Annotated in this window: 19 protein-coding genes; 8 read left to right on the top strand and 11 right to left on the bottom strand. The window is 53.1% G+C overall.

From position 1 onward, the window contains the following. Window positions 1–29: 29 nt before the first annotated feature. Both tsf and rpsB read right to left on the bottom strand, forming a co-directional pair. On the bottom strand, window positions 30–887 hold the full coding sequence (gene tsf, locus LF929_RS15585) for a translation elongation factor Ts (RefSeq protein WP_038903597.1): 858 nt from the start codon (window positions 885–887) through the stop codon (window positions 30–32). 125 nt (window positions 888–1,012) lie between these two features. Next, on the bottom strand, window positions 1,013–1,738 hold the full coding sequence (gene rpsB, locus LF929_RS15590) for a 30S ribosomal protein S2 (protein ID WP_016942184.1): 726 nt from the start codon (window positions 1,736–1,738) through the stop codon (window positions 1,013–1,015). A 365-nt stretch (window positions 1,739–2,103) separates the two neighbouring features. Between rpsB and map the strand changes: the two genes are divergently transcribed. The 4 genes from map (at window position 2,104) to LF929_RS15610 (ending at window position 7,043) form a co-directional block, all read left to right on the top strand. Next, a complete protein-coding gene (map, locus tag LF929_RS15595) occupies window positions 2,104–2,898 on the top strand; it encodes a type I methionyl aminopeptidase (protein ID WP_016942185.1) in 795 nt (264 codons plus the stop codon). A 51-nt stretch (window positions 2,899–2,949) separates the two neighbouring features. Then, window positions 2,950–5,634 carry a bifunctional uridylyltransferase/uridylyl-removing protein GlnD gene (gene glnD / locus LF929_RS15600; RefSeq protein WP_226092641.1) on the top strand — a complete coding sequence of 895 codons (2,685 nt, stop codon included), beginning with the start codon at window positions 2,950–2,952 and terminating at the stop codon, window positions 5,632–5,634. A gap of 74 nt (window positions 5,635–5,708) precedes the next feature. Then, window positions 5,709–6,533 (top strand): 2,3,4,5-tetrahydropyridine-2,6-dicarboxylate N-succinyltransferase, encoded by an 825-nt coding sequence (gene dapD / locus LF929_RS15605; RefSeq protein ID WP_016942187.1) that lies wholly within the window; start codon window positions 5,709–5,711, stop codon window positions 6,531–6,533. A 123-nt stretch (window positions 6,534–6,656) separates the two neighbouring features. Beyond that, the gene (locus LF929_RS15610) at window positions 6,657–7,043 is read left to right on the top strand and encodes a DUF3461 family protein (protein WP_016942188.1); all 387 of its coding nucleotides are present in this window, start codon (window positions 6,657–6,659) and stop codon (window positions 7,041–7,043) included. A 106-nt stretch (window positions 7,044–7,149) separates the two neighbouring features. Here LF929_RS15610 and LF929_RS15615 read toward each other — a convergent pair whose 3' ends face one another. The 4 genes from LF929_RS15615 to syd form a co-directional block, all read right to left on the bottom strand. Then, window positions 7,150–7,602 (bottom strand): flavodoxin, encoded by a 453-nt coding sequence (locus LF929_RS15615; protein WP_038903595.1) that lies wholly within the window; start codon window positions 7,600–7,602, stop codon window positions 7,150–7,152. Between the two features lie 18 nt (window positions 7,603–7,620). Beyond that, window positions 7,621–8,406: a tRNA pseudouridine(65) synthase TruC gene (gene truC, locus LF929_RS15620; RefSeq protein WP_023639089.1), complete on the bottom strand. Its 786-nt coding sequence runs from the start codon at window positions 8,404–8,406 to the stop codon at window positions 7,621–7,623. Between the two features lie 2 nt (window positions 8,407–8,408). Further along, window positions 8,409–8,729: a YqcC family protein gene (locus tag LF929_RS15625; RefSeq protein ID WP_038903594.1), complete on the bottom strand. Its 321-nt coding sequence runs from the start codon at window positions 8,727–8,729 to the stop codon at window positions 8,409–8,411. Between the two features lie 688 nt (window positions 8,730–9,417). Then, the gene (syd, locus tag LF929_RS15630) at window positions 9,418–9,966 is read right to left on the bottom strand and encodes a SecY-interacting protein (RefSeq protein ID WP_038903593.1); all 549 of its coding nucleotides are present in this window, start codon (window positions 9,964–9,966) and stop codon (window positions 9,418–9,420) included. 385 nt (window positions 9,967–10,351) lie between these two features. Here syd and ppnN point away from each other — a divergent pair, with 385 nt between their 5' ends. Together ppnN and xni are read left to right on the top strand one after the other, a co-directional pair. Continuing rightward, complete coding sequence (gene ppnN, locus LF929_RS15635; protein ID WP_038903592.1) at window positions 10,352–11,716, top strand: nucleotide 5'-monophosphate nucleosidase PpnN; 1,365 nt, start codon at window positions 10,352–10,354, stop codon at window positions 11,714–11,716. A 55-nt stretch (window positions 11,717–11,771) separates the two neighbouring features. Further along, window positions 11,772–12,533: a flap endonuclease Xni gene (gene xni, locus LF929_RS15640; RefSeq protein WP_210193851.1), complete on the top strand. Its 762-nt coding sequence runs from the start codon at window positions 11,772–11,774 to the stop codon at window positions 12,531–12,533. A 96-nt stretch (window positions 12,534–12,629) separates the two neighbouring features. Here xni and rlmM read toward each other — a convergent pair whose 3' ends face one another. The 4 genes from rlmM to LF929_RS15660 form a co-directional block, all read right to left on the bottom strand. Then, window positions 12,630–13,730 carry a 23S rRNA (cytidine(2498)-2'-O)-methyltransferase RlmM gene (gene rlmM / locus LF929_RS15645; protein WP_038903590.1) on the bottom strand — a complete coding sequence of 367 codons (1,101 nt, stop codon included), beginning with the start codon at window positions 13,728–13,730 and terminating at the stop codon, window positions 12,630–12,632. 1 nt (window position 13,731) lies between these two features. After that, window positions 13,732–14,118 carry a DUF423 domain-containing protein gene (locus tag LF929_RS15650; protein ID WP_016942131.1) on the bottom strand — a complete coding sequence of 129 codons (387 nt, stop codon included), beginning with the start codon at window positions 14,116–14,118 and terminating at the stop codon, window positions 13,732–13,734. A gap of 83 nt (window positions 14,119–14,201) precedes the next feature. Further along, a complete protein-coding gene (locus LF929_RS15655) occupies window positions 14,202–15,128 on the bottom strand; it encodes a transcriptional regulator GcvA (protein WP_210176635.1) in 927 nt (308 codons plus the stop codon). Between the two features lie 351 nt (window positions 15,129–15,479). Further along, window positions 15,480–15,701 (bottom strand): YgdI/YgdR family lipoprotein, encoded by a 222-nt coding sequence (locus tag LF929_RS15660; protein WP_038907224.1) that lies wholly within the window; start codon window positions 15,699–15,701, stop codon window positions 15,480–15,482. Between the two features lie 171 nt (window positions 15,702–15,872). Between LF929_RS15660 and csdA the strand changes: the two genes are divergently transcribed. Together csdA and csdE are read left to right on the top strand one after the other, a co-directional pair. After that, complete coding sequence (gene csdA / locus LF929_RS15665; protein WP_210175754.1) at window positions 15,873–17,078, top strand: cysteine desulfurase CsdA; 1,206 nt, start codon at window positions 15,873–15,875, stop codon at window positions 17,076–17,078. A gap of 3 nt (window positions 17,079–17,081) precedes the next feature. After that, window positions 17,082–17,525: a cysteine desulfurase sulfur acceptor subunit CsdE gene (gene csdE / locus LF929_RS15670; RefSeq protein ID WP_210175755.1), complete on the top strand. Its 444-nt coding sequence runs from the start codon at window positions 17,082–17,084 to the stop codon at window positions 17,523–17,525. Here the strand turns inward: csdE and tcdA are convergent. Continuing rightward, window positions 17,513–18,340: a tRNA cyclic N6-threonylcarbamoyladenosine(37) synthase TcdA gene (tcdA, locus tag LF929_RS15675; protein ID WP_210175756.1), complete on the bottom strand. Its 828-nt coding sequence runs from the start codon at window positions 18,338–18,340 to the stop codon at window positions 17,513–17,515. The genes csdE and tcdA overlap by 13 nt on opposite strands. Between the last annotated feature and the right edge of the window lie 124 nt (window positions 18,341–18,464).

The raw sequence follows: 18,464 nt of genomic DNA on the forward strand, positions 1-18,464 counted from the left end.
GGAACCGCCAACTGGCGGCTCCCTTTTTATTAAGACTGTTTGCTCATTGCTGCGACTTCAGCAGCAAAGTCAACTTCAGCTTTCTCGATACCTTCACCCACTTCGTAACGGATGAAGTTGCTCACAGAAGCATTGTGCTCTTTCAGCAATTGACCAACAGTTTTGTTCGGGTCCATCACGAAGTTCTGACCGGTCAGAGAAATCTCGCCGGTGAATTTACGCATACGGCCTTCAACCATTTTCTCAGCGATTTCGCGCGGCTTGCCGGACTGCATGGCGATATCCAACTGGATCTGATGCTCGCGAGCAACCACGTCAGCCGGTACATCTTCAGCGTTGACGTATTCCGGTTTGCTGGCAGCAATGTGCATAGCGATGTGCTTGATCAGCTCGTCGTCAGCACCGGTAGCAGCAACCATAACGCCGATGCGAGCACCGTGCATATAAGAACCCAGCGCGTCGCCAGTCTGCACAGCGATACGACGGATGTTGATGTTTTCGCCGATTTTCGCTACCAGCGCGGTACGCTGTTCTTCGAATTTCGCTTTCAGAACGTCAACGTCAGTGATGCGCTCGTTCAGTGCAGCGGTAGCCACTTCTTCGCCAAACGCTTTGAAGCCAGCGTCTTTTGCTACGAAGTCAGTTTCGCAGTTCAGCTCAACGATGATGCCGTATTTGCCGTCAGCGGCAATCTTGGTCAGGATCACACCTTCAGCGGCAACACGACCCGCTTTTTTTGCAGCTTTAGCCTGGCCAGATTTACGCATGTTGTCGATTGCCAGCTCGATGTCGCCATTGGCTTCAACCAGAGCTTTTTTACATTCCATCATGCCTGCGCCGGTACGTTCGCGCAGTTCTTTTACCAGGGCAGCGGTAATTTCAGCCATTATCTTTTCCTCGGTTATCTCGTGGCGGAGATAAGTAAGAGATAAGTAAAAAGGGGGCCCGACAAGGCCCCCTAACCAACATATGTCAATACCTGGTTAATAAGGGCTCAACAGAGCTGGCCTTATTATTCAGCTTCGACGAAGCTCTCTTCTGCCTGAGCAGCCAGATCCTGAGAACGGCCTTCACGGACAGCAGCAGCAACAGCATTCAGGTACAGGCTTACTGCACGAATGGCGTCGTCGTTACCAGGGATGATGTAATCAACGCCATCCGGATCGGAGTTGGTATCAACGATTGCAAATACCGGGATACCCAAGTTGTTTGCTTCTTTGATAGCAATATGTTCGTGATCGGCGTCGATAACGAACAGCGCGTCAGGCAGACCGCCCATGTCTTTGATACCGCCCAGGCTGTTTTCCAGCTTGTCCAGTTCACGGGTGCGCAGCAGCGCTTCTTTTTTGGTCAGCTTGTCGAACGTGCCGTCCTGAGCCTGAGTTTCCAGATCTTTCAAACGCTTGATGGACTGACGAACGGTTTTCCAGTTAGTCAGCATACCGCCCAACCAGCGATGGTTCACAAAGAACTGGTCGCAGTTGATAGCAGCTTCTTTTACCGCTTCGCTTGCTGCGCGCTTAGTACCAACAAACAGAATCTTGCCTTTACGGGAAGAAATTTTGCTCAGCTCAGCCAGGGCTTCGTTGAACATCGGTACTGTTTTCTCAAGGTTGATGATGTGAACTTTGTTACGAGCACCGAAGATGAACGGCTTCATTTTCGGGTTCCAGTAACGTTTCTGGTGACCAAAGTGTACGCCAGCCTTGAGCATGTCGCGCATGGAAACAGTTGCCATGATTACCTCTATAGATTAAGTATGGGGTTATGCCTCCACGTGTCCCATTACACCGACCAGAATGGAAAACCATTACAGGCACCCCGGTGAATGTGTCGACACGTGTGTGTTATACACATAGTGAGTTCAGTTTGAACCGACAGGAACTCAGTCACCTGAAACTCCAGCCGGAACACCGGCGCGCTTTATACCATAAACCGCCCCCGGACACCAACTTTTGTTGCATTCTACCGCCACACATCCTGCCTGCGATGACAGTCCCATGAAGGAATGATGATTTGGCAGTGTCAGGCTGGGCTGATACCATAAATCACTATTTACTGACCCTCTTTCGTCGAAATGACGATACCTGCGGACTGAATTCAATGGCAATCTCAATAAAGACCTCTGAAGACATCGAAAAAATGCGTGTGGCTGGCCGCCTGGCGGCGGAAGTGCTGGAGATGATCGAGCCCTATGTGGTGCCCGGCGTGAGCACCGGTGAACTGGACCGCATTTGCCACGACCACATCACCAACAAGCAAAATGCAATTTCCGCCTGCCTCGGTTATCACGGCTTTCCTAAGTCCGTCTGCATTTCTGTCAATGAAGTGGTGTGTCACGGTATTCCGAGTGATGACAAAACCCTCAAGGACGGCGATATCGTCAACATTGACGTTACGGTGATCAAAGACGATTTTCACGGCGATACCTCCAAAATGTTCATCGTCGGCAAACCGACGATTCTGGGGGAACGCCTGTGCAAAGTAACGCAGGAGAGCCTGTATCTGGCGCTGCGGATGATAAAACCGGGTATCCGGTTACGCACTCTGGGCCGCGAAATCCAGAAATACGTCGAAGCGCAGGATTTCTCTGTGGTGCGCGAGTACTGTGGTCATGGTATCGGCCGTGGTTTCCATGAAGAACCGCAGGTACTGCATTATGATGCTGACGACGGCGGCGTCGTGTTACAACCGGGTATGGTGTTCACCGTAGAACCCATGGTTAACGCCGGTGATTACCGCATTCGGACCATGAAAGATGGCTGGACGGTAAAAACCAAGGATCGTAGCTTGTCGGCGCAATACGAGCATACTATTGTGGTGACTGAAAACGGCTGCGAAATAATGACGTTGCGTAAGGATGACACCATCCCCAACATCATCACGCATCAGGAATAATTGAGCATAAGCCGGCTAACGCCGGCTTTTTTTTGTTTATGGTGGCGCAACATGATCGACAACAATTCCCCGCATGATATCACCGGCTCTGCGCCCTTCACGGCTCACCCCATTCCCGCTTCACCGCTAACCTTTACGGACGACATGCTGAAATGTCAGACGCTGAAAACCCATCTGGAACAGTTTCAGAGCTGGCTGGCGGAAGAATTCAAAGCGGGTGTGAGTGCGGAAGCCCTGATTGACGCCCGCACGCTATTTATCGATCACCTGATGCAGCGGCTGTGGCGGTTCTATGGGTTTGAAAGTACGTCACAAACCGCACTGGTCGCGGTAGGCGGCTACGGGCGCGGGGAATTGCACCCGCTGTCGGATATTGACCTGCTGGTGTTAAGTCAGCACAAGCTCACCGATGCGCAGTCGCAGGCAGTCGGGACGTTTATCACCCTGCTGTGGGACTTGCGGCTGGAAGTCGGGCACAGTGTGCGTACGCTGGATGAATGTCTGGAAGAAGGACGGGCGGATATTTCCGTCGCCACCAACCTGATTGAATCCCGTATGATTTGCGGTGACGTGGCGCTATTCCTCATGCTGCAAAAGCACATTTTCAGCGATGCGTTCTGGCCATCAGAAACCTTCTTCGCCGCCAAAATTGCAGAACAACGCGAACGCCATCAGCGCTACCACAGTACCAGCTACAACCTTGAACCGGATATCAAAAGCAGCCCAGGCGGATTGCGAGATATTCACACCCTGCTCTGGGTCGCTCGTCGCCACTTTGGCGCGACATCGCTTAACGAAATGGTGGGATTCGGGTTCCTGACGGAAGCTGAGCGTAACGAGCTCAACGAGTGCCAGAGTTTTCTCTGGCGTATTCGTTTTGCTTTGCATCTGATCCTGCCGCGTTACGATAACCGCTTGTTGTTCGACAGGCAGCTCAATGTGGCACAACTGCTGCAATATCAAGGCGAAGGCAACGCGCCGGTTGAACGAATGATGAAGGATTTCTACCGTATGACGCGCCGGGTCGGTGAACTCAATCAGATGCTGCTGCAGCTGTTTGATGAAGCCATACTGGCGCTGGATACCAGCGAAAAACCTCGCCAGTTGGATGAAGATTTTCAGTTACGTGGTCAGCTTATCGACTTACGTGATGAAACGCTGTTTGAGCGCAAGCCCGAAGCGATTATCCGCATGTTCCACCTGATGGTGCGCAATCAGGAAATCACCGGGATTTACTCAACCACGCTGCGGCATTTACGCCATGCGCGTCGTCACCTGAGCCAGCCACTGTGCACCATACCGGAAGCCCGTAGCCTGTTCATGAACATTCTGCGCCACCCGCGCGCCGTCAGCCGCGCACTGTTGCCGATGCATACCCACAGCGTCCTGTGGGCCTATATGCCATTGTGGGGCAACATTGTCGGGCAAATGCAGTTTGACCTGTTCCACGCTTACACCGTGGATGAACATACCATTCGGGTATTGCTGAAACTGGAGAGTTTTACCGAAGAGGCGACCCGCGCATCCCACCCACTGTGCGTAGAGCTGTATCCGCGCTTGCCGCAACCGGAATTATTACTGCTGGCAGCACTATTCCACGATATTGCCAAAGGACGTGGTGGCGATCACTCGGAACTGGGAGCCAAAGACGCGCTGGAGTTCGCCGCACAGCATGGGCTGAACTCACGAGAAGCGCAGTTGGTAGCCTGGCTGGTACGCTGTCACCTGTTGATGTCCGTCACCGCCCAGCGACGCGATATTCAAGACCCCGCAGTCATTCAGCAATTTGCCGAACAGGTACAAAGTGAAACCCGGTTGCGTTACCTGCTGAACCTGACCGTGGCCGATATCTGTGCCACCAACGAAACGCTGTGGAACAGCTGGAAACAAAGCCTGTTGCGCGAGCTGTATTTCGCCACCGAAAAACAGTTGCGCCGCGGCATGCAGAACTCGCCAGACTTGCGCGAACGGGTGCGTCACCACCGTTTGCAGGCGCTGGCGTTGCTGCGTATGGACAATATCGACGAAGAAGCGCTCTACCATATCTGGAGTCGCTGCCGTGCAGACTATTTCCTGCGTCACTCGCCCAATCAACTGGCCTGGCATGCCCGCCATTTACTGGAGCATGATACCAGTAAGCCGATGGTCTTAATTAGCCATCGGGCCAGCCGTGGCGGTACCGAAATTTTCATCTGGAGCCCGGATCGCCCCTACTTGTTTGCAGCGGTCGCAGGCGAGCTGGACCGCCGGAATCTCAGCGTACACGACGCCCAAATCTTCACCAGTCGTGACGGTATGGCGATGGACACGTTTATCGTACTGGAGCCGGACGGCAGCCCGCTGGCACCGGACAGGCACGATATGATTCGCCATGCCATCGAGCAGGCCCTGACCCAGCGGGATTACCAGCATCCCAGGGTGCGGCGACCCTCTTCCCGCTTGCGCCACTTCAGCGTACCAACGGAAGTCAGCTTCCTGCCAACCCATACCGACAGGCGCAGCTATATGGAGCTGATTGCTCTCGATCAGCCCGGTTTGTTGGCTCGGGTAGGCGAAGTATTTGCCGACCTCAACTTGTCGCTGCACGGCGCGCGCATTTCCACCATCGGCGAACGGGTCGAAGACCTGTTTATTCTGGCTGATAGCGAAAGGCGGGCATTAAGCCCCGAATTGCGGCTTAAATTGCAACAACGGTTGACAGAAGCCCTCGACCCAAACGATAAAGTAGCTTCTTAAATATTAAGCTGCGTTCCGCCATTTGGTATTGGTGGCACGCGGCCTGGTTTGATTAATCACGAAAGAGAAACAGGATGCAGCAATTACAGAACATCATCGAGACCGCATTTGAGCGTCGCGCAGAGATCACCCCGGCCAGTGTGGACGCGGTGACGCGCGAAGCGGTGAATCAGGTTATCAGCCAGTTGGACAGCGGTGTGCTGCGTGTGGCTGAGAAAATCAACGGTCAGTGGGTAACGCACCAATGGCTGAAGAAAGCGGTGCTGCTCTCTTTTCGCATCAATGACAACCACCTGATGGAAGGCGCGGAAACCCGCTACTACGATAAGGTGCCCATGAAATTCGCCGGTTACGACGAAGCGCGCTTCCAGCGTGAAGGGTTCCGTGTCGTCCCTCCGGCCAGCGTGCGCCAGGGGGCATTTATCGCCCGTAATACCGTGCTGATGCCTTCTTACGTCAATATCGGTGCCTACGTTGACGAAGGCACGATGGTGGACACCTGGGCAACTGTCGGCTCCTGCGCCCAGATTGGTAAAAATGTGCACCTGTCCGGCGGTGTGGGTATCGGTGGCGTACTCGAGCCGCTGCAGGCCAACCCGACTATCATTGAAGATAACTGCTTCATCGGTGCACGTTCTGAAGTCGTTGAAGGCGTGATCGTTGAAGAAGGCTCAGTCATTTCGATGGGTGTCTTCATCGGCCAGAGCACCAAGATTTATGATCGTGAAACCGGCGAAGTGCATTACGGCCGTGTACCGGCAGGCTCAGTGGTCGTTTCCGGCAACCTGCCATCCAAAGACGGTAGCTATAGCCTGTATTGTGCCGTGATCGTGAAAAAAGTGGACGCGAAAACCCGCGGTAAAGTGGGCATTAATGAGTTATTGCGCACTATCGACTAATACCACTATCGACTAAACTGAATGGCGGGTAACAACCCGCCATTTTTTTACGGCATCTCGCCGTCACGACCAACAGTACTGGCACAGTTTTTCAGGCCGACGTAAAACAAGAAAGGTGGTGTTATGTACGACAATCTGAAAAGTCTTGGGATTTCCAACCCGGAAGATATCGATAGGTACAGTCTCCGTCAGGAGGCCAACAACGATATTCTGAAAATTTACTTTCGCAAGGATAAAGGGGAATTCTTCGCTAAAAGCGTCAAATTCAAGTATCCACGCCAGCGTAAAACCATCGTGGCAGACAATGCCGGACAGGGTTACAAAGAAATCAACGAGATCAGCCCCAATCTGCGTTATGTCGTGGATGAACTCGATCAGATTTGCCAGCGTGATCAGGCTGAAGTGGACTTGAAACGCAAGATTCTGTCTGACCTGCGCCATCTGGAAAGCGTGGTCACCAATAAGATCAGCGAAATCGAAGCCGATCTGGAAAAACTGACTCAACGTTAAGCTTGCGGGTATCACCAACGCGGTTGGTGATACAACAACCACACGCCAGCCATACAAGAAGCGGGGCCATCAGGCCCCGTTTTCACAATCTGAATACAGACAGCCATTACGCCGTCAACATCGCCGCCCAGGACTCTACCCATGGGCAGGAAACCACTTCCGGCTCCGGATGCTCAGCCGCGTCAATCTCCAACAACTCGCCGACACGTTTTGCACCCATCTCCTGTAACAGGGCATCAAACTGATGTCCACCACCACAGAAGGTATCGTAGCTGCTATCGCCCAACGCAATCAGCCCATAATGCAGGTCTGGCTGATAACCCACTTTTTCGCGCAGCGCCTCGTACAACGGCAGGATAGACTCAGGCAAGTCCCCTTGTCCGGTGGTAGAGGTCACAACCAGTACCGTTTGCTGACTGTAAGCCAGCCAGTCATCCACTGAAGCATCCTCGAAAATTTTCACCTCATGTCCATGAGCTTTGAGAATGCCTTCCGCTTCTTCCGCAACCAGCAACGCATTACCGTATACGGTGCCAACAAAAATACCTACTTGCGCCATGACGCTGACTCTCCTTTTTTACGCTGACGTCAGGTTGCTATCCTGACCCGACGCCAACGGAAACTCAACCCTTTCAACATCAGGGAGATGGCCTTGCCAGCCAAACTGCGTCATGACGCCTTGCCATGCCTCATCCCAGCGCGCCGTGATAACCAGCGGCGCGTTGGTAACCGGATGGATGAGCGATAATTGGCTGGCATGCAGCATCAAGCGGGCACAGCCAAAGTGCGACGCCATGCCACGATTCTGACGCAAATCACCGTGAGTCGTATCCCCAATGATGGGATGACGCAAATGCGCCATATGTCGCCTCAACTGATGCTTACGACCGGTTTTAGGCGTTAACTCCAGCAGGCTGTAACGAGCCGTGTCGTAACGCCCAATAGCCACAGGCAATTCAGCATGAGCCAGCACCCGATAATGGCTGACGGCAGGCTGTGGCGCTTTATCTGGGTCGGCGAATTTATCAGCGATGCGGTCCAGCTCCTCCGTCAAAGCATAATCAATGACGCCATCTTCCATCACGTAGCCACGTACCACCGCGTGATACATTTTCTCCATCTGATGTTGCTCAAACTGCTGCGCCAACAGGCGCGCCACATCCGACGATAACGCCATTAACAATACGCCGGAGGTTGGCCGATCGAGGCGGTGTACGGTAAACACATGCTGACCAATCTGGTCGCGCACCGTTTGCATCACTACCACTTTTTCTTTGCGATCCAGCCAACTGCGATGCACCAGCCAACCTGATGGTTTATTTACCGCTATCAGATGCTCATCCTGATAAACAATCTCCAGCATCCTTATTCCTCAAACAAAGCGTCAAGCACACGCAGTTGCGTCAGCAACTCACCCACTTCCGCCGAGCGGCCATCGAACGCCACCTCGAAATAAGGCAGAATCGCGAGCCGCGTTGGCAACGGCGCGTTACCATCCAGCAATGCATGCATACGCGGTAAAAAAACCCATTGCAGCCACTGCTCCGCCGCCATCGTATCGATACAGAACGGCTCCTGGCTGGCAAATGCGGTTTCGTCAGGCGCAGAAGACTGCCATAGCGGGCTCGCTTTCAGCGCACGCTCAATAGCAAACAGCGATTGTCGAATCTGAATCTCTACACTCATGGGCCGGGGTCTCATCAGGCACAATAACAGGGTGGCAAAGCATAGCATCGTTACGGTATTCTGGCACTCCGATCCCCGACATCGGCACAACCACGGCAAGCGAGATAATAAAAGAGCGATAAACCCACAACGAAAAGAGGGAACCGATTTCTCGGTTCCCTCTGGTTCGTTTGCAGCAATCCCGCTACCTTGTTGCTTCCCTGCTCGTCCTTGAAAACTTGTCCTTTATGGTCGTCCTAACCCACAATCCTTGCTGGCGATCCCTCTTTCATCCGTGACGTTCGCTCCTTCACAATCATCCGTGATCCCATTCCTTTAGGCTCCTGCCCCACCGGCATTCCCAGGCCGGCTCTCATTCTCCATCCTGGAGGTGTCCCTTATTTCATCCTGAAAAAAGAGTCTGGCTGTAACAACGTTTACGCGTCCTGCCCTCCTGGCATGGTCGACATAACCTGTTACCGTGTTACGAAACTGAATAATAAGATGTATTAATTAAAGCGAATCAGCAAGCCACCCAAATGCCACAATAGCCATACAAAAAGTGCGCCTTGATGGCGATTGCCATTAATTCATTAATTAATAATACAAAAATCGAATGGAAATCTTAGTTTAAGATTAAAGATAAGAGATCGCTTACACACAATGTAAGAGATCTCTCACACGCCGAAAAGCGAAACGCGATTCAGCATTATGGAATCAATGGCAACAGCTTATACAGGAAATCAGTTAGATTGGGTGACAACACCCGACGCTGACGTGTACCAAATTCTTCCAACACCACTTCGCCACTCAGGTTACATAAAGAGATTAGCGACATTTCAGCATCCGTTGTCCCCAAAAATAATGTAGGTGACAATTTTAGTCGTTTTTGTGTCAAAAGATGACCAATCAGATTCTCCTGCAGACGAATGACATCATCCTCGCTCCAGGCCTGAAGCAGCGTGAAATCCAGCGTCTCAAAACGTGCCGTCATATCACCGGCAAATTGGCTGGTGTAAAAAGCATGAATATCCGGGTGTAACTGAATCTCCAGCGCCTTCTCAACGCCATCCAGTTGCATAGGGGTGGCCGACGTCTGTGGCAACCAGTGCACCTGGTTTTCCAATGTTGCGACAATACAGGGTGAAGCCACGCCGTACAGCTCATCGCTCGCCGGTGGGTGCCCGGTTTCTCGTTGCCATAGCTCGACATAATGCCGGGTGAATACGCTCAGCGCCTGTGATACCTGCTGCTCCATCTTGCCTCTCACTCTGTACCGGTTAACTGCTACTGACACGCATTTTATCCTGATTATGCTGCCCGACGTCGACAGAATACGCATCAAAGTGCGTAACGCCGCGCAACTTTACTGTTGAAGCACGAGCATACCTTGGCAAAAGACTATGCGACACGTTAAGGTGAGGTATCAGAGAAACATGCCACACAAACACATTGAACCCGCGTTTGTATCCCGGTTATCTCGTTTCGGCATCGTGTTGTATCTGCACGATATTGCATCAACCCGGTATTGTCTCAATACATAAGTCTGATAACTGTATGGTTTTATGAGTGTATGGATTTATCAATGAACGACAACAATGTCTTGAACAACTGTAGCCGCACACTGCGTTTCAGGGAGTAGTATGATCACACACATCAGCCCGTTAGGGTCCATGGATTTATTGTCGCAGTTGGAAGTCGACATGCTGAAAAGCACCGCCAGCAGCGATCTTTACCGGTTATTCCGCAACTGTTCCCTCGCTGTACTGAATTCTGGCAGTCAAACGGACAACAGCAAGGAGTTGCTCTCCCGCTACGAGGATTTCGACATCAACGTGCTGCGCCGTGAGCGTGGCGTCAAACTGGAGTTGGTCAACCCCCCCGAAGAGGCGTTTGTTGATGGGCAAATTATCCGCTCGCTGCAAGCCAACCTGTTCGCCGTGTTGCGCGACATCCTGTTTGTGAGCGGCCAGATAGCGAATGCGGGCCGTTATCAAAATCTGGATCTTGAAGATTCCACCCACATTACCAATCTGGTGTTTTCTATTCTGCGTAACGCCAGAGCCCTGCACGTCGGCGAAGAGCCGAACCTGGTTGTATGCTGGGGTGGTCATTCCATCAATGAAAACGAATACCTGTATGCCCGTAAAGTCGGCAGTCAACTGGGTTTACGCGAACTGAACATTTGTACCGGTTGCGGTCCGGGCGCGATGGAAGCGCCAATGAAAGGTGCCGCTGTAGGCCATGCCCAGCAGCGCTACCGGGATGGGCGTTTTATCGGGATGACCGAACCTTCCATCATCGCGGCTGAGCCCCCTAACCCGCTGGTGAACGAACTGATTATCATGCCGGATATTGAAAAGCGCCTGGAAGCCTTTGTGCGCATCGGTCATGGCATCGTGATTTTCCCCGGCGGGGTGGGTACGGCGGAAGAGTTCCTGTATTTGCTGGGGATCATGATGGACCCGTGCAATAGCGAACAGGTGCTGCCGATTATTCTTACCGGCCCGCGGGAAAGCGCCGACTACTTCCGGGTGCTTGATGAATTCATTGTCAGTACCTTGGGGCGTCAGGCTCGCCGCTATTATTCCATCATCATTAACGATGCGGCCGAAGTCGCCCGACAAATGAAGAAAACCATGCCGCAGGTGAAAGAGCACCGACGCCACACCGGCGATGCTTACAGCTTCAACTGGTCGCTGCGTATCGCGCCAGACCTGCAACTGCCGTTTGAGCCGACGCATGAGAACATGGCGAACCTCAACCTGCATCCCGACCAGCCTGCCGAACAGCTGGCTGCGACGTTGCGCCGGGCTTTTTCCGGTATCGTGGCCGGTAACGTCAAAGACGCAGGTATCCGCCTGATCGAAGAGTTCGGCCCTTACAAACTGCACGGTAACGCCGACATCATGAAAAACATGGACCGGCTGTTGCAGGACTTTGTCTCCCAGCAGCGCATGAAGCTGCCCGGCAGCGCCTATGTGCCATGCTATGAAATCTGTTCCTGACCATCAGTCAGCCACCGGCATTAGCCGGTGGCGACCACTCACATGATCACCACTTATGGCCGTACACCTATTAATTGTCGATGCGCTCAACCTGATAAGACGCATTCATGCGGTACAGGGCTCGCCTTGTCTGACCGCTTGTCAGCATGCGTTGAATCAGTTGCTCCAGCACAGTCGACCCACCCACGCCGTTGCCGTTTTTGACGACGAACATCGTGACCAGAGCTGGCGCCACCAGTTGCTACCGGAGTACAAGGCCGGTCGCGCACCTATGCCGGAAAATTTGTCGAATGAATTGCCGCAGATAAGAGAGGCCTTTTTGGCGCTCGGGGTCGCGAGCTGGCACTCGCCAGGCAATGAAGCGGACGATCTGGCCGCTACGCTTGCCAGCAAAGTCACCGCCCAAGGGCACCAGGCCACCATCGTGTCAACCGACAAAGGCTACTGCCAGTTACTGGCCCCTACCCTGCGCATTCGCGATTATTTTCAAAAGCGTTGGCTGGATGTCCCGTTCATCCAACAGGAGTTTGGTGTGCAACCAGAGCAGCTACCGGACTACTGGGGGCTGGCGGGTATTAGTAGCAGCAAAATACCCGGTGTCAGCGGTATTGGGCCCAAAACGGCCGCACAGTTGCTGCAACAAGCTGGCTCGCTGGAAGCGTTGTACCAGCAGTTAGAACAGATACCGGAGAAATGGCGTCGCAAGCTCGAATCACACCAAGAGATGGCTTACCGTTGCCGTCAGGTTGCGACACTCAGAACCGATCTGGTACTGAACGGCAACCTGCAACAATTGCGTCTGCCCGTATCGGGTTAGGCGTGGGGTTAGGCATGTGGGGTTAGAGACATAAAGTCAGGCTGTCGTTGGCGTAATGATATGCGTCTTGCGGCCAACGGCAGCCCAGTCACACACTTAGCGCTCGTCGCGACGACCGGGAATCGCACCCCAAATACGTCGTGCGTGGACAGTCACCTCTTCACGATCATGGTAGAGGTGCTTGGCGTGAATCTCGAAGTTAATGCCGTTCTCTTCCAGCCGCTGCGCCAACAAGGCCAGATTCTGGGTCACTTCCTCATAACGCTTTTTCATCGGCAGCTTGAGATTGAAGATCACTTCACGACACCAGCCATTAACCAGCCAGTCCGCCATACGGCTGGTGACTTTGGCCGGTTTTTCTACCATATCGCACACCAGCCAGTAGATATTGTTGCGTGGTGGCTCAAAACGAAAACCGTCAGCCTGATGATGGATAACTTGCCCGGTATCCATCAGGCTCGGCGCCATCATACCGTTATCGACGGCATGCACCATCATACTGCGTTTAACCAGCTGATAAGTCCAGCCCCCTGGGCAGGCACCTAAATCCACCGCGAACATACCACTGGCGAGGCGTTCATCCCACTCGTCAGCCGGTACAAAAACATGAAAGGCCTCTTCCAGTTTCAGCGTCGAACGGCTGGGGGCGTCCGCAGGGAATTTCAGCCGGGGGATGCCCATATAGAACGGCGAATTGTTATTGCTGTAGGAATAGCCGACATAGCAGCAACCGGGAGCGATAAACAACACATGAATCACCGGGCGGCTGGCTTTCTCCTGCGCCAGCAGAATGCGGTTTTCCCGTAGTGCAGCGCGTAGCGGCACCGTGAACTTACGGCAGAACTTCATCAGTTCCTTGCTTTCGTTCGTATCCGGTACTTCAACCCGCAACTCACCGGCACGCTCCAGCGCCCCAGTCAGCATACCCACTATCGGCGTGATGCGATCTTCCGGTGGTAAGTCACGTAGTAACTCGCCACAAACCATCATCTGACGAGCAAACACCAATTCCTGGAACGGTAATTCTTTAATCAGTCGATCGGCATCTTCATGCTGATAGCACTCAAACACCACATAACCGCTGTTGTCTTTTACCCGTACAAAGCCATAAACATTATGACGCGCTGCTTTGTCGGTAATTTCCGCCGCACATTCTTTCTCAAACCCAGGGCGGCAATACAAAATCACTTTATTCATGCTACTCAGCCTTTTTCTTTAAGCGTAAGGCTCCAATTAACAGTAACAGCCAGCCCGTCAGGAAGCAGAAGCCCCCTACCGGGGTGACAAATACCCACAGTTTGAGCTGCGACAAGGCCAGGCAATACAGACTGCCGCTAAACAGCAGCGTACCTAACGCCAGAAACGCCGCGCTCCAGTAAAACCAGACATTCGCCCGTTGATGCATCATCACCGACAACACCAGAATCGCCAGCGTATGAAACGCCTGATACTGGAGCCCGGTATGTAACCAGGACATTTCAGCTTCGCCCAGCGACTTGCTCAGTACATGTGCGCCAAATGCGCCCAATGCCACGTAGACAAACCCACTGACGGCAGCAAATATCAACATAAAACGGCTGTTCATCGTTCGAGTGTATCCATTATCAAAAAATAGGGACTGAACCCGGTGGGTTCAGTGTAAACGGAATGTGCAACGAAAACGGTCGATCAACGCGCCGTGTTATCGTAGCGGAAACGGAATTTTTCCTGTTCGCTGGCCGCCCGCGCCAGGATCCACTGACGAAAGGCGGCTATTTTACCCAGTTCCGCCTGACTGTCATGACAAACCAGATAAAACGCATTCTTACTGACCAGCACGTCGTTAAACGGGCACACCAATCTGCCAGCCTCAATTTCCGTCTGCGCCATCACATTGTTAGCCAGCGCCACCCCTTGCCCGTGGATCGCCGCCTGCAACACCATCGCACTATGACTAAAAATCGGCCCCTGCTGCACATTAATTTGTGCGATACCTAGCTGGCGGGTGTAAGCCAGCCAGTCACGCCGTGAGGCATCATGCAACAGCGTATGCCATGCCAAATCAGCCGGCGTTTTCAGCGGATGCTCTCCTGCCAGTAACTGCGGCGCACAAACCGGTAGCAGATACTCAGCGTAGAGCTTTTCCACCCGCAGCCCCGGCCAGTTACCCCGACCGTAAAAAATCGCCACATCCACATCGTCAGACAACCGCTCTTCTTCACGATCAACAGCCTGAATTCGCACATCAATACCGGGGTAATCGGTATTAAAACTCGATAAACGGGGAACCAGCCAATGGATGGCAAAACTGGGCAGCAGGCTGACGGTAAGCGCACCTTTAGCACTGCGTGCCTGCAATTTACGGGTTGCCTCATTGAGCGCGGAAAAGATTTCCTTGATATCCAGAAAATAGCTCTGCCCTTCCTCCGTCAGCAACAAAGAACGGTTACGACGGCGAAACAATTTCAGGCCGAGAAAATCCTCCAGCGATTTGATCTGATGGCTGACGGCAGCCTGGGTAACAAATAACTCTTCGGCCGCACGGGTAAAGCTCAGGTGGCGGGCAGCAGCATCAAAGACACGTAGGGCATTGAGAGGCGGCAATCGTTTCGACATAAACCGGATTCTTCATAAGCGGCTTATCCCGGGAGTCGCACCGCGATTTGCCATTAGTTTTTGTAATCCGATGCATTATAAATTGTCCGTTGAGGATGTACCAGCAAATACCTATAGTAGCGCCACTTCCCTGAGCCGGAACGAAAAGCGCACCAGCTAGCTGATGTGTTTTTGGCTTGTGGTTGTGATGTTGTGTTTGCTATTTATTTACTGTCTGCATTTCAGACGTGGTAGCGATGCTACCTTATCATTTCCTGTACATTTACCCTGTCTGTCTAAGTGATTTTTGCATAGCACCGCATTTTTGCGGTGCTTTTTTTTCGTCTGTATTGTCGACTCTAACGTTATCCGTCACTTCGCTTCCGTCATTGATTTCAGGTCATTACGGTTAATTTGTTGATGATGACCGTAGGCGTCGGTGTAACTAATCAGGCCCGTTTCATCGTCCACCTTGGGTTTACCATTAGCAACGATAGTCCGCCCATCAGAGGTTTCCAACACATAGTTGCTGGAACAGGCTGACAACGACAACACCACACCCAGCGCAACAGTAACAACAATCTTATTCTTCATAATTAACTCCTGATGATTTTTAATGCCTAAATCAAGGCATTTTTCGTTATTAAACGCTAAAACCAGCAAGATTAAGGGTAGCAAGATGCGCACAGTTTTCGTTCAGGATCGTCCTAAACTTGTTTCAGCCACAAAAATGGGACAGGATCTGTCGTTCAACAGAGGATCGACATGAAACCGTTCAACGCCCCATCTTTTCGCCAGCACTTTCCTGCACTTCGTCAGCCAGGCGTCTATCTCGATAGCGCCGCCACAGCGCTGAAACCTGACGTCGTCATCACTGCGATTGAGCAGTGTTACGCCGGTGAAACAGGTAATGTGCACCGCAGCCAGCACCGTGCTGCCCGCCAGTTATCGGCATCGTTTGAACTGGCGCGCGAAAAAGTCGCGAACTTCATTTGTGCCCAGCAGGCGCGCAGCATTGTCTGGACGAAAGGGACAACGGGAGCCATCAACCTGGTGGCGCAATGTTATGCCCGCCCCCGCTTGCAGCCCGGTGATGAAATCCTGGTCTGTGAATCCGAGCACCATGCGAACCTGATCCCGTGGCTGATGGTGGCGCAGCAAACAGGGGCGCGTGTGGTAAAACTGCCGATTGGCACAGACCATCAACCCAACCTTCATCTGCTCCCCTCGTTGCTCACGACCCGAACTCGCCTGCTGGCGATTAGCCAAATGTCGAATGTGACAGGCGGAATGCCGGACCTGCGACTCGCGATTACACTGGCACATCAAGCCGGTGCCGTGGTGATGGTCGATGGCGCGCAAGGTATTGTGCATGGGCAAACGGATATCTCGGCGTTAGATGCCGACTTTTATGCCTTCTCTGGTCACAAACTGTATGGCCCGACCGGTATCGGCGTGCTGTACGGCAAACCCGACCTGCTGGAAAGCATGCCGCCCTGGCAAGGAGGGGGAAAAATGATGACGACGGTATCGTTTGACGGTTTTACGCCTCAATCGATCCCACAACGGTTTGAAGCGGGTACACCACATATTGCCGGAGTTATCGGTCTGGCGGCAGCGATTGACTGGTGGCAGCAACAGGATCGTATCGCCGCAGACAAGCACAGCATCACGTTAGCGAGCGATGCAGAGCAACAACTGAGCGTATTGCCCGGCTTTCGCAGTTTCCGGGCTCCCAATTCCAGCCTGCTGTCCTTCACTATAGAAGGCGTACATCACCATGATCTGGTGACATTGCTGGCAGAAGACGGCATCGCGCTGCGGGCAGGTCACCACTGTGCCCAACCGCTGATGGCAGCACTCGGGGTCGCGGGCACGTTGCGCGCTTCATTTGCGCCCTACAACCAGCAACAGGATGTGGACAAACTGGTCCACTCGACCCAAAAAGCACTTGAATTACTGATGGATTGATTGATGACTACCGACTCCACACATCACCCGTTTGGTACCGATATCGATGAAGCGGCATTGATAGCGCGATTTAGCGCCTGCCGCTCCTGGGAAGAGCGGTACCGCCAGTTGATTCTGCTCAGTAAAACCTTGCCGTCCCTGCCGGAAGCCTACCGTCAGGAACAGATTGAGCTGTCTGGCTGTGAAAACCGCGTCTGGCTGGGATATCAACGCCAGACGGACGGCACACTGCATTTCTATGGCGACAGCGACGGCCGCATTGTACGTGGACTGCTGGCTATCATATTGACAGCGGTGGAAGGCAAAAAGGCACAGACGTTGCGACAGAATGACCCGCTGGCGCTGTTCGATACGTTGGGTCTGCGTACCGAACTGAGCGCCTCGCGTGCAGGCGGGCTGGCCGCACTGGCCAACCGCATTCAGGAGATCGCCAGTCACGAATCCTGATTGGATGCCGTAGCCTGACGGGCATCACGCGCCATCATTTTTTTCAACGCATGGGATACTGCCACAAAGCCAAACGTGGCAGTCACCATCGTCGCAGCACCAAAACCGGATGCACAATCCATGCGTTTCACACCGTCAGCAGTGCTGCGTGAGGCGCAAACCGAACCATCCGGCTGCGGGTAGACCAGAGGCTCACTGGAAAACACACAGTCGATGCCTAGCTTACCTTTGCTGTTCTTAACGATATTGAAATCGTGCTTTAGCCGCTCGCGCAGCTTGGCCGCCAGCGGATCCTGAATGGTTTTCGCCAGATCAGCAACCTCAATACGGGTGGGATCAATCTGCCCACCAGCCCCACCGGTCGTCACCACCGGAATCTTGTTACGGCGGCACCAGGCCAGCAACGCCGCTTTAGGGCGCACGCTATCAATCGCGTCAATCACATAGCTAAAGCGCTTATCCAGCAGTTCCGCCACGTTATCCGCGCTGATGAAATCATCAACGCAAGTCACCTTGCATTCCGGGTTGATCGCCAGAATGCGCTGTGCCATCACCTCGGTTTTCAACTGCCCAGTGTGCTGGCGCAAGGCGTGAATCTGCCGGTTGGTGTTGCTGACGCACACATCATCCATATCAATCAGAGTAATCGCGCCGATACCGGTGCGAGCCAGCGCTTCAGCGGCCCACGAGCCAACCCCGCCGATACCGATAACACAGACATGTGCTCCGGCAAACAGCGACAACGCCCGCTGGCCGTACAATCGCGCCGTTCCGCCAAAACGCTGCAAATAACTTTCGGATAACTGCGTACTCATCGCCCACCTTCTTTCAATCACAAACGGCAGCGATGATACCCCAGTCAAACGGTTTACGCAGCGTATACCGATCCAGAAGCCTTACCTGTGGGTCACCCTGTTGTCTAACCGTCTGCCCTTGCCT

It is taken from the genome of Dickeya oryzae (assembly GCF_020406815.2).
GTDB lineage: Bacteria > Pseudomonadota > Gammaproteobacteria > Enterobacterales > Enterobacteriaceae > Dickeya > Dickeya oryzae.

Coding starts and splice junctions, on each gene's coding strand:
- tsf (WP_038903597.1), bottom strand. CDS start 887: ATGGCTGAAATTACCGCTGCCCTGGTAAAAGAACTGCGCGAACGTACC.
- rpsB (WP_016942184.1), bottom strand. CDS start 1,738: ATGGCAACTGTTTCCATGCGCGACATGCTCAAGGCTGGCGTACACTTT.
- map (WP_016942185.1), top strand. CDS start 2,104: ATGGCAATCTCAATAAAGACCTCTGAAGACATCGAAAAAATGCGTGTG.
- glnD (WP_226092641.1), top strand. CDS start 2,950: ATGATCGACAACAATTCCCCGCATGATATCACCGGCTCTGCGCCCTTC.
- dapD (WP_016942187.1), top strand. CDS start 5,709: ATGCAGCAATTACAGAACATCATCGAGACCGCATTTGAGCGTCGCGCA.
- LF929_RS15610 (WP_016942188.1), top strand. CDS start 6,657: ATGTACGACAATCTGAAAAGTCTTGGGATTTCCAACCCGGAAGATATC.
- LF929_RS15615 (WP_038903595.1), bottom strand. CDS start 7,602: ATGGCGCAAGTAGGTATTTTTGTTGGCACCGTATACGGTAATGCGTTG.
- truC (WP_023639089.1), bottom strand. CDS start 8,406: ATGCTGGAGATTGTTTATCAGGATGAGCATCTGATAGCGGTAAATAAA.
- LF929_RS15625 (WP_038903594.1), bottom strand. CDS start 8,729: ATGAGTGTAGAGATTCAGATTCGACAATCGCTGTTTGCTATTGAGCGT.
- syd (WP_038903593.1), bottom strand. CDS start 9,966: ATGGAGCAGCAGGTATCACAGGCGCTGAGCGTATTCACCCGGCATTAT.
- ppnN (WP_038903592.1), top strand. CDS start 10,352: ATGATCACACACATCAGCCCGTTAGGGTCCATGGATTTATTGTCGCAG.
- xni (WP_210193851.1), top strand. CDS start 11,772: ATGGCCGTACACCTATTAATTGTCGATGCGCTCAACCTGATAAGACGC.
- rlmM (WP_038903590.1), bottom strand. CDS start 13,730: ATGAATAAAGTGATTTTGTATTGCCGCCCTGGGTTTGAGAAAGAATGT.
- LF929_RS15650 (WP_016942131.1), bottom strand. CDS start 14,118: ATGAACAGCCGTTTTATGTTGATATTTGCTGCCGTCAGTGGGTTTGTC.
- LF929_RS15655 (WP_210176635.1), bottom strand. CDS start 15,128: ATGTCGAAACGATTGCCGCCTCTCAATGCCCTACGTGTCTTTGATGCT.
- LF929_RS15660 (WP_038907224.1), bottom strand. CDS start 15,701: ATGAAGAATAAGATTGTTGTTACTGTTGCGCTGGGTGTGGTGTTGTCG.
- csdA (WP_210175754.1), top strand. CDS start 15,873: ATGAAACCGTTCAACGCCCCATCTTTTCGCCAGCACTTTCCTGCACTT.
- csdE (WP_210175755.1), top strand. CDS start 17,082: ATGACTACCGACTCCACACATCACCCGTTTGGTACCGATATCGATGAA.
- tcdA (WP_210175756.1), bottom strand. CDS start 18,340: ATGAGTACGCAGTTATCCGAAAGTTATTTGCAGCGTTTTGGCGGAACG.